A 12,102-nucleotide genomic window follows, 5' to 3' on the forward strand; every position below is an offset into this window, starting at 1 on the left:
AGAAGAGAAGAAGCTATAGCAAGTCGTGTTCGGTCTCCTCCAGTTGATCCAAGAGCTGCGCAAGCCGCGCCGGATTCTGCAAAAAGAGCCAGCCAACCATTGTCTCAAACCCTGTGGCCTTGCCGTAGGTCGCTGCATCTCCACGGCGTGGTCCTCGTCCGGATTTGTTACGACCTCGCCGTACCAAATCCTTCTCAAGATCTGAAAGATGCGGATCTAAGCGAAGCAGAGCTTCTGCCTGCGCAGCGGCCTTAACCTCGTCAACAACAGCTCGGTGGAGATCTTCAGATCTGCCAGGTTGGTAACAATGACGCAGACGCTGATGCAATTCCCAAACAGCATCACCAAGCCAAGCCAACTGCAACGGTCCCAGTTCATTAGCACCGCCAATCGCTGACTGACTACGAATCCAATTGTTCAAGCCTTCAACTGATTTAAAGCCGTACGCAGATCAACTGCCAGGTGGAGAAAATCCTCAAGCCGCACAAGTTTCACAGTTTGGACGACCCTTGCATTGCCCACAAGGGCAAATGACCGTTTGGCATCGGTGCACTTCTTGGCAGTTTGAACCAAAGCCCCTAGACCAGAAGAGTCAAGAAAGTCAATCTTGTTCAGGTCAATAACCAAAGGAGCAGCATTGGCCATGAGCACATCCTCTACGTAGGTGATGAACTGCTTCTCGGAATAAGCGTCTAGCTGTCCAGTGAACTGGAACACCAGACAACCCTGCCGACGTTCAAAACCCCCTCTTAGAGAAACGGTCAGTCGCTGCAATTCTGTGATGGGACCAGTCCCCCGGGACGCAATGGCACGAAGTGTAGTGATACTGAGTGATCCGCACCACGCTTCAGCGACGATCTGCCATCAGCTCAACAAAGTGAGCGAAGTGGTGGTCTGCATCATGAGGACCAGGACTCGCCTCCGGGTGGTATTGCACACCAAAGACAGGTCGATCCCGATGCGCTATCGCGGCAACAGTGCGGTCATTGAGATTGAGATGGGTCACAACCACGTTGACCTGTGACAGAGACGAGGCGTCAAGTGCGAATCCATGGTTTTGACTGGTGATCTCCACCTGCCCCGTTGTGCCGCAGGGATGGTTGAGCCCGCGATGGCCATAGGCCAATTTGAAAGTACGGCCACCCATGGCAAGCCCAATAATCTGATGACCCAGGCAAATGCCAAACAGGGGGATATCAACCTTATTGAGAAGATCTTTAACCAGGGCAATACCACCAGTCACGGCAGCAGGGTCACCAGGTCCATTAGATAGAAAAACGCCCTCGGGTTGTGAACTCAACACGGTGGCTAAATCTGAACTGGCCGGCAGGACGGTGACCTCACAACCGTGAGCGACCAAACGGTCGAGTATGGCCCGCTTGATACCGAAATCAATCGCGACAACGTGATAGGGCGAATCAATTTGTTGCTTCAACCTTTGATCAAAGCCCACAGCACAAGTTGATCTCCAGCGGTATGGATCTTTCGTTGAGACCTGATCTGCAAGGTTTAATCCCTCCATCGATGGAGCCTGCTGCAACAGTTCCATCAGCTGCTTAGGGGTGGAACCATTGCTGCTTATGACCCCATTCATGGCTCCGACCTCGCGCAGATGTCTCACAAGCGCCCTGGTATCAACACCTGAGATACCAACAACTCTTTTCTCCTCCAGCCAAGTCTGCAGCGACTGTTGGCAACGCCAACTGCTCGGCGTTGGGGAGAGTTGACGGGCGATGACACCCCTTGCATGCGGCCGGGATGATTCTTGATCATCAAGATTTACGCCTGTGTTGCCCAACTCTGGATAGGTGAATGTGACCAACTGACCGGAGTAACTGGGATCCGTAAGGACTTCCTGGTAGCCCGTCATGCCGGTGTTGAAAACCACCTCGCCCATCGCGTCACCGCAATGACCAAAGGCCTCCCCCTCAAGCACCGTTCCATCAGCAAGCATCAAGAGCGCCGAATTTCGCGATGAAGCAATCATCAGCAGAAGGATCCCGAAGTCATCGCAGTCTCATTCTCCAATTTGATGATCAAGTGCCATGCGGAGCCCTTCTAGCCGTTGCCAGGGGAGGCCTTCCTGCAGGCAAGTCTTTGCAGTAGAAACACCTGCTTGTAAATCATCTTGTAGGCCAGCAGCCCAGAGCACTAGGGCTGTGTTCAATGCCACCACATCCCGTTGAGGGGCGGTACCACCTCCCTGAAGTACAGCGGAAAGAATCGCTTGATTTGTTGCCAAATCACCACCCTGGAGAGCCTGCAAAGGAGCTCTAGTAAGCCCGAGTTCTGCCGAATCGATCGATGCTTGTCGTAAGTGACCATTCTCAAGCAAACGCATTGCATTGGCTCCCTCCAACGACGCTTCATCAAGGCCTCCAGCGCCATGGACAACAACGGCCCGCTGCAAGCCAAGCCGTTGCAATGCTTCCGCCATTGGATTGAGCAGCTCAGCCTTAGCTACCCCGAGAACCTGGGCATTTGGTTGCAAAGGATTCACCAGTGGACCCAGAAGATTGAAGACGGTGCGCACTCCAAGGCTGCGCCGCAACGGGGCCAAGTTGACCAAAGCGGGGTGCCAGGCTGGGGCAAATAAAAATGTGACGCCTACCTCAACCAGGGCCTCCACCACGGAGACAAGAGGGGCCTTGAGCTGTAGACCCAGGCCCTCAAGAACATCTGCTGAACCGACTTTGCCACTTGCACTGCGATTGCCATGCTTAGCCACATTCGCCCCGCAGGCGGCAGCAGTAAACGCCACTGCGGTTGAGATGTTGAAGGTGTCTGCACCGTCGCCACCTGTTCCACAAGTGTCGACCATAGGGATGTCTGGCAATGGGCAAGGCAAGGGACAAGCACCTCGCAACACCTGGGCCATGCCTGATAACTCATTTCCTGTTACCCCCTTGGCTCGTAAAGCCGCTAGAAACGCACCGGTCTGCACAGGGGTTAGTTGTTCCGCCAACCAAGCCTCCATCAAGGCAGTTGCTTCCACCTCAGGAAGGTTTTGTCCCTCGAGCAACATCTCGAGGATTTGCGACCAAGAGGAAGAGGCAGTAACTGAAGTAGGCATCGGAGCAGAAAAAAACCCGGGTGCAAAGCACTCCGGGCTGGGTGATGGGGACAACACCACTATCCCCTAAAACTTTGCTACTGGCGAGAATTTCTACAAGAGAACAGCAAGAAAGACCTCTGATCCATCCAAACGGCGCTATTGAAGCTCTGGATAGGAACGACTTTCTGATTGCTGCAACTAGTGCCAAGGCCAAAGGTCTCAGGCATTTAGCGCTGCGTCATTCAATCCCAAAAACTTAAGGATCTTGAGACATTCACACTAAAAATCTTGCACCCCTGAAGGACGATGAATCGAATCAACAATCAGGGCATAGAGACCAGATTTACATCCGGAGCTCGTTCGTTAGTGAGCAGCAACGTTACTTAATCGCCAGCATTCAGCTGGATTGGATGGTTCTAATGCGCATTAGCTAAGGATCTGTGATCGCAATGTTTCAAGAATCCCTCTAGGCTCGCTCATCAAACTGGCTGCATAGGTTGAACCATGTAGCGATACCTGCATGGCAGCATTTCGCCTCGATCTCATTGGTCGTTATCTAAAGCCCCATCGCCGCACTGTGCTGATGGGTGCAATGGCCCTCGTAGTGGTGAACATTGTCAGCGTCATCATCCCCCTAGAGGTGAGGCGCATCATTGATGATCTCCAAGAAGGCTTTGCCATCACTGACGTGATGCGTCAGGCCAGCTGGATTGTGATTCTCGCCAGCATCATGGGCATCGTGCGTTTGGTGTCTAGGCAACTGGTTTTCGGTGTCGGTCGCCAAGTGGAGGTGGACCTGCGCCAGCGCATTTTTGACCACATGCTTAGGCAGGAACCAGGCTGGGTGCAGGAGACTGGTAGTGGTGAAGTCATTAGCCGCGCAACCAGCGATGTTGAAAACATTCGTCGTCTACTTGGCTTCGCGATTCTTAGCCTTACCAACACTGTGTTGGCTTACTGCTTCACTCTTCCCGCGATGCTGGCCATCGACCCAGGCTTAACCCTGGCCGCAATCTCTCTCTATCCAGTAATGCTTGGCACTGTGCGCCTGTTTGGGGGGCGAATGATGCGGCAACAAAAACGCCAGCAGGAAGCTCTATCAAGTCTCAGCGAACTGATCCAGGAGGATCTCTCAGGCATAAGTGCCATCAAGATCTATGGCCAGGAGCAACCTGAACAGGATGCCTTTGCGGAGCGAAACAATACCTATAAAGATAGTGCTATTCGCCTGGCACGAACTCGCAGCACCCTCTTCCCCTTGCTGGGTGGAATCTCCTCGGTTTCACTGCTCCTACTTTTGGCACTTGGCAGCGGTCAACTGGAACAAGGCACCCTCAGCATCGGCGGATTGGTGGCCTTGATCCTTTTTGTAGAGCGCTTAGTTTTTCCTACTGCACTACTTGGTTTCACCCTCAACACGTTCCAGACCGGACAGGTGAGCTTGGAGCGTGTGGAAGAGCTTCTGCAGCGTATCCCGATGATTCGCAACCCAACCACACCATTAAGCCTGGAGACGCCGCTCAAAGGTCGAATCGAAGCACGTGAACTGCGGATTCGTTACGACAAAAGCAAGACCGACTCGCTGTCGGGACTGAGCTTTGTGATCAATCCAGGTGAACTCGTCGCCGTGGTGGGGCCAGTGGGATGTGGGAAAACGACCCTGGCAAGAGCTCTCGGAAGGATGGTGGAAGTTCCAAGGGGGCAACTTTTCATTGACAACCATGATGTCAATGATTTGCTGCTCGAGGATCTGCGCAGCAATGTTGCACTTGTTCCGCAAGAGGGCTATCTCTTCACCAGCAGCCTCGCCGACAACCTTCGTTACGGCGATCCTCAGGCCTCTATGGAGCGAGTTGAAACATCTGCGAGGCAGGCCCGACTGATGGATGACATCAGGGGCTTCCCGGATGGATTGGAAACGCTTGTAGGCGAAAGAGGCATCACTCTCAGTGGCGGGCAGCGTCAACGAACTGCTCTTGGCAGAGCACTTCTAGTGGAGGCTCCTGTTGTGGTTCTTGATGACGCTCTAGCCAGTGTGGACAACAAAACAGCTGCGTCAATCCTGAGTTCGATTCGTGCCCAACAGAATCAGACAATCCTGATGATTAGCCATCAGCTTTCTGCGGCCGCTGCCTGCGATCGAATTCTTGTGATTGAACAAGGACGGCTGGTGCAACAAGGCCATCACACTGACTTACTTGCTGTCCAGGGACCATACCGCAGCCTTTGGGAACGGGAGCAAGCTGGTGATCAAATGGAAGCCGTTGCCTAAGCAAATTAAAGCTTTTATTAATGATATGAGTTGATCAAAATTAAATCACTGTCATCTTTTGAAAAATATACTAAAAATTCAGTGATAATAGTCTACTTTGTATTACATTCAATTGTCTTTTGTTGGTATTGATATTGATAGCTATCTCTCTTTGATTTGTCTCGCCCCTCTTCTATTTTTTATTATTGCTACACGTCCTATTTAATCCTAGTCAGGCAAGTTAGAGTTCGACTCCTGCTTACATAGTTTTTCTCTTTTGCCAAATGTTTAGTTTAATTTGCATCTATACTTATGTCAGTGACACATGTTGTTGTAAGCAATCTATTTCAATAGAGTCTTCTTTTGTATCAAAGATAATTTATAAATCTGTTCCAAACTCGGCTTGTGTCTACGAGCTCTTGTTGGCCGTAAATGGTTGATCAAGCTTCTGATTCATCAGATAGTTTAGTAGAGCCATTCGCTCATCTGGTATTATTCCTGCTTCTAATAATTGCTCTAACTCATTTGCACGTTGCAGTACATATTGACAAGCTAATCTACTGGCATTCTTATTCAATCCTTTTAGATATGTATGAACTCGTCCAGTTGTGGTTGTTGAAGCATCATTATTTAGCCCTAGCCCTTGTCTAAACAAGTCGGCAGAAAACACATTTAGCGCCCTAAGCATACCTAGGGCATCTGCAACCAGTTCATCAAATAGGTTTAACCTCATTTCTCCGGCTAATCGTTCTGTGGCGAGATGGGTTAGTTCATGTTCTAGTCGCCAACTTTGAGAGATTTCAAGCCATGCTTTTGTTGTCGGTTTCCCTGGGATAACACTTATAGGTAGTGAGCTATATGGAGAGCGATGTAGGATAATCAACTGACAACGTTCCTTAATATTTATATTTTGGATTAACCCCCAGTGAATTAAACCAGCAACAGCTTGGGCATGAACAGAAGATTGGATATGTGTTTGTTCACAGCGGTATGCTAAGCAACGTACCACATTCAAAAAATCATCCTGATCATTTATCTCTATTACAGGGTATGTTCCGCATGGGTGATCGACTAATCGAACTGAAAACCCTTGTTGATCCTTAAGCTTCAGAATGTTATCATTTTCTACATTATTCATTGCTTTACCTCGTAGTACTAATTGTTTGTATCTCTCGGATTTATTCGCTCCATCATGAGGATTAATCCATAGCTGTGGTAGATAGGAACGCAAACTCTCGAAATATCCTTCGCAAGCTGTCTCTTGTAGCCATTTTTGCCACCATTCAATGCCTGGATGCACTGGTAGAGGAAGGCTTGGCCATTTTTTAGTAGATTGCATAAAGGGTCTACAGTACTCTTCAATTGATATATTTGAAACTGAACTCATTTTTCTAGGGAAATTGAATATTCAAATTATTATTATAGTTGATTTCAAGCGTTAATCTCTGATAAGTATTCAGATGCCTAGCCAACCTAACAAATAGCCTTCTAGGCTGCTGCTGTGCCTATTATTGCTCTCTAGTTAATTTATAAACAAATAATATTCTTAATTATTATCCTCTTGATTGTCTGATTGACTAATCTATTTCCCAAAATGAATCATCAATTTAAAACTAGGGTACCAGTTTAATTGGTTTCATGTCCTAAAAATCTCTTTCAAGAAAGTTATTTCTATTCCTTTATTGTCTTGATCTCATTTGCTTTGATTGAATAAACGCTCAGCGGATCAAGGTGTAACTAATGCAAATAACTTGTTTAATTTTACCGTTCCATTTCGTCTATATTTATGCTAGCGTATTAAATCGATTGTAATGATCTTACTGCCTCCATGGGACCAATCACTGTTTTTAAGTTCAGCTCAGAGGATTGTGGTACCTGTCACCGCATGAGTCATTACGATGAAGCCGTCAGTAAGGAACTTGGCTATGGCTTTGTCAATGTTATGCTTCAGGATACAGATACTTATCGTCGATACAGGCGATTGTTGCTTGCCCAATACCCAAATAAAGTTGGCATGGGCTGGCCTACTTATTTACTAGTTAGTGATCCAGAGGGTGAATTTACTATTCATGGTGAACTTAAAGGAGGGATGCCAAAAGGAGATTTTCGTAAACGATTGGATTCAATAGAAATTCACTAATACTTTTTATACTTAGTAACTGTTACCCCTTTTCTTCTAGTCATACAAATGAACCTTTTACTTGTAATCGATTTTCATTTTACTTAAGCGACTGATTTTTCAAAAATACTTAAATTTACAATTCATAGTTCCAGGCTATGAGAAAAGATATTTGATCTAATGCTACTCTTCAGCTTATTCGCTATTAACTAAATACGCTTTGATCCTAAGGTCTCCACTGTTAATTTTTAATTAGATATTTATTATCATAATCAACAGGACTGTTTGTTTAACATCAGTCACAATATGACTTCTTGTTGATCATTCCATAACTCATGAATTTCACTAACTAACAACTCATCAGTTGCTATTTGATTAGAATATCAAGATTAGAGTATTCTTCACTTTCCCTCTTTCACTAATAATAACCAGTATTTTATTAGAACCTCTATCTTTTGCTTGATTCTCTCTACAATTCTATTTATCTATATCACCCTATGTTTCTATTTATACATTAAATATATTCTTATCAACCTTATTTGTGGATTTCGGCCCTTTTATTCATACTTCTTTTTAGGCAACGTTCATTTGTATGTTGTAGCGATGACTTTTGCGTGTCTCGCCATACTAAAATTATAATTTGATATCCCGTGAATTCCCTATCAACTCTAGATTTGGTCTTGTTCTCACTCCACCGACTTCATGAGCTCTAAATACTGTAGTTCTTGTGGTGGCTCTATGTTTAGGGCCGATCGTTCGCTTGCCGGTCGGTTGGTTTGCATGACCTGTGGAACTCCATTAGGGTCAAATACTAGAAGCAGTCAAATTAATCTATCAAGAATCACCCCATTAAGTTCAGCATTTAGATTACGCTGGCAGACACTCCTAATAATCTTTATCATAAGTTTATTAATTATATTAATTATGCCTTGATTTCTTTAAATACAATACTGATTTTTCAGAATAGAGCCTTATTTTTTATTCAAAATCTCACAATAGACCCTTCCTATTGTGCTGATAATACATTAATGATGTCTATTCACGTTTTTTGATTTGACATATTGTTTGTAACTACCCTGGGATAACTTGATAATATCCATTAGCAAAAATAATTTCTAGTGGTGTTTCATAGAGTTTTCCTAGTGGCTCTGATAGTAGTAGATCGTTAGTAGCTCCATCGCGAATAATTGCTCCATTCTTTAGGAATATGATTCGTTGCATTTCTTTTACTATATCTTCTACTCGATGTGTTATTAAAATGATCGTACTTTTGCTAGTACATAAAATACGAATGTATTTTAGTAACTGGTGCCTTGCTTTTAGATCTAGTCCATTTGTGGGTTCATCTAATATTAAAACTTCAGGTTCATTTATCATTGCCCTAGCGATTAATAGTCTCCTCCTTTCTCCATCTGATAATTGACCGAATGATCTTTCATCAATGTCTTCAAGTCCAAGCTCTGAAATAAGGTCCTGTACTTTTTTGATCTCTTTTTCTTTCGGGCTAAGGTTACGGTTAATTCCTATTGAGCCATAAAGTCCAGATAAAACAACATCCTTAGCACTAATATAATCTGGTGTGCGTACCTCCAGGTCAGTGGAAACCACTCCTATACGAGAACGAAGCTGATTTAACTTAATTGTTTGATTACCAAAGATTTTTAGCGTAGAGCCCCTTTTGACGATCGGATATATATTTCGTGTGATTAATTTCACCAGGGCGGTTTTGCCAGATCCATTTGGCCCTAGAATTGCCGTGTTTTCTCCTTGCTTCAATGTTAAGGAGAGGTTTCTAAAAACTTGGGTAGGGCCAAGCCAGGCCTCTACTTCCTTAATTTCCAGCCATGGGTTTTCATCTTTCATTGGCTTAAGACCAGAATTTCTATAACTTTTTTGCCCCTTCATTATCTTCTTTCTTTCTTTTCAGTCAAGCAACTGCTTTCTTAGTTCTTTCTATGCAACAATAATCTTTGACTTCTAGTTCGCGTTATAGCAACATAGTTATATTAGCCATTCTCTTAACAGTCTTACCATTTATATGGTAAGGCAATTTTATATTTGCTTTTTACTCTCTCTTGCACATCATTTTTCATATTACAACCTTTCTACTCCAGTCCCGAAGGTATGTAGCTCTTACCCGAATGCCATATGACTTCTATCTACAAAGCTTTACCTGCTTATCCATGCGATAATATCCTATGGATAACTTTCTATTGAATTTAACTTGTATTTGAATATTCTCTTCTTTCCACATAGAATGTTTGAAAATAAAGTCAACTAATGAAACAGACAGTTTTCTATCGCCTCATTACTTTGATCACATTCTTCCTTTCTTGTTATTCATGGTGGCTTCTTTATAATCAACAGTCTTTATGGTGGATCTTGCTAGGGTTAATGTTGCTTATTACAATACTTACTTTTGTTTATGGTTTAAAGTCTGTTCGTAGGATTCTAGCCGTTCCTGGCCTGAGTCTCCCAATCTCAGATTTCCTACTCACGGCTTCTGCTATTGGATATTTTGCTTCAGCTTTGGTTGGATTTATGATTTTAATCTTTCAACTGCCATTTCACGATAAAAGCTTTATGATCTTCCCCCTAATTATCGCTATTTTATTATTTGCAGGTGCAACCCTTGGCCTTTACCATGATCAAATCTGATTGGCTTTGATTTTTTTATTCTTATTTCTAATTTAATTTATTCTCTAATGGCTACATCTGTTTAAATATTCTATCCAATTTGTTATAGCTATCTTATCTTAAGCATCACTCCCTCTGCGACTAATTTTACTCCATGCAATCTGTTGATCCTAATCAACCTGTTTTAATCCTAGGTGGTTTCTTGATCACAGATGAGGCCTATGCCTCTTTGGCTAGCTGGATTCAGAACAATCAAGGTTCGATTGTAAAGGTCGTACCTTCTTCTAAATTTGACTGGCTACTCACTTCATGGGCCATTGGTTGGCGCAGACTCCTTGATCGAGTGGATGCAATTGTTCAAGACCTTCAGTCTCGATCCCATACAGGAAAGGTGACACTTATAGGCCATAGTTCGGGTGGTGTCATGCTTCGCCTTTATCTCGGTGAACATCCCTTTTCTGGTCGTGTTTATAGTGGATATAAATCGTGCAATCGACTCATAACACTAGGTAGTCCGCATCAAGCTGTTCGTGCCACCCCTCTGCGGTCCCAGGTTAACACTCTCTATCCAGCTTGTTTTTATTCTGATCATGTAGATTATTTTTCTACTGCTGGTCGATTATCACTCGAAAGTCAAAATGCCAGCCAGTTTGCCAGGTATACCGCAGCTAACTCCTATCGCAGCATCTCAGATGATCCTCTATTAGAGGGAGACGGCTTAGTCCCTGTCAGCTCCGCAATTCTTAATCAATCTCGAAATCTTGTTCTCAATGACACAGCCCACGGAGGCCTCTTTGGCGCTACTTGGTATGGCTCAATAGAGCGAATAGAACAATGGTGGCCTTCCGCTATGGGATATGCCTAAGGCATGAAGGTTTTAGTTTCCGTAGTTTTTCCTGAATACTTAAACAATTAAATATTCTTGTCTTCTTTTCATTTCGTAGTATTGGCTAGTTTTCTCCACGCCATCTTTAAACTAATAAGAATTATTTCTCAGAGTTCTCTCTTGTTGTGTTGACCTTCAGCTTTACAGTGAACAATTAATGTTCACTAGCCTCCTGTGTTTCTTTCATGTTTAGCATTCGTTGAATAGGAATAAAAGCCTTTTGACGTACCCCCTCTTCGATTTCTATTGATGGCTTCATTGTGCTTAAGCAGCTCCATAGCTTTTCTAATGTATTCAATCGCATATATGGGCATTCATTGCAACTACATCCGTCAATACCTGGAACATCCATAAATTCTTTTTTTGGGTTCTTCAATTTCATCTGGTGTAGGATTCCTGGCTCTGTTAGTACGATAAATTTTGTGCATGAACTTATCTCGGTAAATTCAAGTAATTTGCTCGTTGAGCCAATATAATCCGCCAACTCTAGTAAATTTTCTAGGCACTCCGGATGGGCTATTACCTTTGCCTCGGGGTGCATGATTTTTAATTTCAGTAGAGCTTCTTCGCTGAATGTTTCATGCACCATGCAGCGTCCAGGCCAGATCGTCAGTTTTCTGCCGCTCTGCTTTTGAACCCATCTGCCCAAGTTTTGATCTGGAGCAAAAAGGATTGGTTGATCCTTCGGTAATTGATTTACAAGTTCTACAGCGTTGCTACTTGTACAGATCAGATCGCTTTGGGCCTTAACAGCAGCTGTGCAGTTGATATAGCTCACCACAATGTGGTCTGGGTGCTTGTCTCTGAAAGCAGCAAACTCATCGGCTGGGCAGTCATCAGCAAGGGAGCACCCCGCTTCGAGATCTGGTAGCAATACAATTTTTTCCGGGCTGAGAATCTTTGCTGTTTCAGCCATGAAGTGAACCCCGCAGAACACGATTACATCAGCATTTGTGCTAGCAGCTCTACGTGATAGTTCCAGGGAGTCCCCAATGAAATCTGCGATGTCTTGGATCTCTGGATCCTGGTAGTAGTGAGCCAGGATCACGGCATTGAGTTTTTTGCGTAGTTCAGCAATGGCACCCTTTAATTCTTTCCTAGTTGATGGCACTGGAGAGACCGTCTTGGCGGTGCAAACAGCGGTCATTCGGACC

General features: G+C 44.5%; 12 protein-coding genes. 5 read left to right on the top strand and 7 right to left on the bottom strand.

Annotated elements, in window-relative coordinates:
* Nucleotides 1-13: 13 nt before the first annotated feature.
* From AKG35_RS03410 to trpD, 4 genes are all read right to left on the bottom strand, one after another.
* Nucleotides 14-421, bottom strand: a complete 408-nt coding sequence (locus AKG35_RS03410) for a Mini-ribonuclease 3 (protein ID WP_011130030.1) — start codon at nucleotides 419-421, stop codon at nucleotides 14-16.
* On the bottom strand, nucleotides 418-774 hold the full coding sequence (locus AKG35_RS03415) for an STAS domain-containing protein (RefSeq protein ID WP_080502861.1): 357 nt from the start codon (nucleotides 772-774) through the stop codon (nucleotides 418-420). The genes AKG35_RS03410 and AKG35_RS03415 overlap by 4 nt, the downstream gene beginning before the upstream one ends.
* A 73-nt stretch (nucleotides 775-847) precedes the next feature.
* Entirely contained in the window at nucleotides 848-1,987 is a 1,140-nt protein-coding gene (gene carA, locus AKG35_RS03420) for a glutamine-hydrolyzing carbamoyl-phosphate synthase small subunit (protein ID WP_011130032.1), read from the bottom strand.
* Nucleotides 1,988-2,017: 30 nt separating this feature from the next.
* On the bottom strand, nucleotides 2,018-3,073 hold the full coding sequence (gene trpD / locus AKG35_RS03425) for an anthranilate phosphoribosyltransferase (protein WP_011130033.1): 1,056 nt from the start codon (nucleotides 3,071-3,073) through the stop codon (nucleotides 2,018-2,020).
* Between the two features lie 20 nt (nucleotides 3,074-3,093).
* Here trpD and AKG35_RS12730 point away from each other — a divergent pair, with 20 nt between their 5' ends.
* Entirely contained in the window at nucleotides 3,094-3,315 is a 222-nt protein-coding gene (locus tag AKG35_RS12730; protein WP_157859803.1) for a hypothetical protein, read from the top strand.
* 260 nt (nucleotides 3,316-3,575) lie between these two features.
* Nucleotides 3,576-5,327 (top strand): ABC transporter ATP-binding protein, encoded by a 1,752-nt coding sequence (locus tag AKG35_RS03430; protein ID WP_011130034.1) that lies wholly within the window; start codon nucleotides 3,576-3,578, stop codon nucleotides 5,325-5,327.
* A 388-nt stretch (nucleotides 5,328-5,715) separates the two neighbouring features.
* Here the strand turns inward: AKG35_RS03430 and AKG35_RS03435 are convergent, their stop codons facing one another.
* The gene (locus AKG35_RS03435; RefSeq protein WP_236069648.1) at nucleotides 5,716-6,645 is read right to left on the bottom strand and encodes a DUF7005 family protein; all 930 of its coding nucleotides are present in this window, start codon (nucleotides 6,643-6,645) and stop codon (nucleotides 5,716-5,718) included.
* A 489-nt stretch (nucleotides 6,646-7,134) separates the two neighbouring features.
* Between AKG35_RS03435 and AKG35_RS03440 the strand changes: the two genes are divergently transcribed.
* A complete protein-coding gene (locus tag AKG35_RS03440; protein ID WP_011130036.1) occupies nucleotides 7,135-7,446 on the top strand; it encodes a thioredoxin family protein in 312 nt (103 codons plus the stop codon).
* A gap of 1,050 nt (nucleotides 7,447-8,496) precedes the next feature.
* Here AKG35_RS03440 and AKG35_RS03445 read toward each other — a convergent pair.
* Nucleotides 8,497-9,288, bottom strand: coding sequence for an ABC transporter ATP-binding protein (locus AKG35_RS03445; RefSeq protein WP_041384322.1), 792 nt, complete (start codon nucleotides 9,286-9,288; stop codon nucleotides 8,497-8,499).
* A gap of 417 nt (nucleotides 9,289-9,705) precedes the next feature.
* Between AKG35_RS03445 and AKG35_RS03450 the strand changes: the two genes are divergently transcribed.
* Together AKG35_RS03450 and AKG35_RS03455 are read left to right on the top strand one after the other, a co-directional pair.
* Nucleotides 9,706-10,083: a hypothetical protein gene (locus AKG35_RS03450; RefSeq protein WP_011130038.1), complete on the top strand. Its 378-nt coding sequence runs from the start codon at nucleotides 9,706-9,708 to the stop codon at nucleotides 10,081-10,083.
* A 133-nt stretch (nucleotides 10,084-10,216) separates the two neighbouring features.
* Entirely contained in the window at nucleotides 10,217-10,927 is a 711-nt protein-coding gene (locus AKG35_RS03455; RefSeq protein WP_011130039.1) for an esterase/lipase family protein, read from the top strand.
* A 175-nt stretch (nucleotides 10,928-11,102) separates the two neighbouring features.
* Here AKG35_RS03455 and nadA read toward each other — a convergent pair whose 3' ends face one another.
* Nucleotides 11,103-12,095: a quinolinate synthase NadA gene (nadA, locus tag AKG35_RS03460; RefSeq protein WP_419177151.1), complete on the bottom strand. Its 993-nt coding sequence runs from the start codon at nucleotides 12,093-12,095 to the stop codon at nucleotides 11,103-11,105.
* Between the last annotated feature and the right edge of the window lie 7 nt (nucleotides 12,096-12,102).

This window comes from Prochlorococcus marinus str. MIT 9313 (assembly GCF_000011485.1).
Taxonomy (GTDB): Bacteria; Cyanobacteriota; Cyanobacteriia; order PCC-6307; family Cyanobiaceae; genus Prochlorococcus; species Prochlorococcus marinus_D.

What these genes read in the sequence shown, in the direction of transcription:
- AKG35_RS03440 (WP_011130036.1), top strand. Translation starts at nt 7,135, where the DNA reads ATGGGACCAATCACTGTTTTTAAGTTCAGCTCAGAGGATTGTGGTACC.
- trpD (WP_011130033.1), bottom strand. Translation starts at nt 3,073, where the DNA reads ATGCCTACTTCAGTTACTGCCTCTTCCTCTTGGTCGCAAATCCTCGAG.
- nadA (WP_419177151.1), bottom strand. Translation starts at nt 12,095, where the DNA reads ATGACCGCTGTTTGCACCGCCAAGACGGTCTCTCCAGTGCCATCAACT.
- AKG35_RS03450 (WP_011130038.1), top strand. Translation starts at nt 9,706, where the DNA reads ATGAAACAGACAGTTTTCTATCGCCTCATTACTTTGATCACATTCTTC.
- AKG35_RS03455 (WP_011130039.1), top strand. Translation starts at nt 10,217, where the DNA reads ATGCAATCTGTTGATCCTAATCAACCTGTTTTAATCCTAGGTGGTTTC.
- carA (WP_011130032.1), bottom strand. Translation starts at nt 1,987, where the DNA reads ATGATTGCTTCATCGCGAAATTCGGCGCTCTTGATGCTTGCTGATGGA.
- AKG35_RS03430 (WP_011130034.1), top strand. Translation starts at nt 3,576, where the DNA reads ATGGCAGCATTTCGCCTCGATCTCATTGGTCGTTATCTAAAGCCCCAT.
- AKG35_RS03445 (WP_041384322.1), bottom strand. Translation starts at nt 9,288, where the DNA reads ATGAAAGATGAAAACCCATGGCTGGAAATTAAGGAAGTAGAGGCCTGG.
- AKG35_RS03435 (WP_236069648.1), bottom strand. Translation starts at nt 6,645, where the DNA reads ATGCAATCTACTAAAAAATGGCCAAGCCTTCCTCTACCAGTGCATCCA.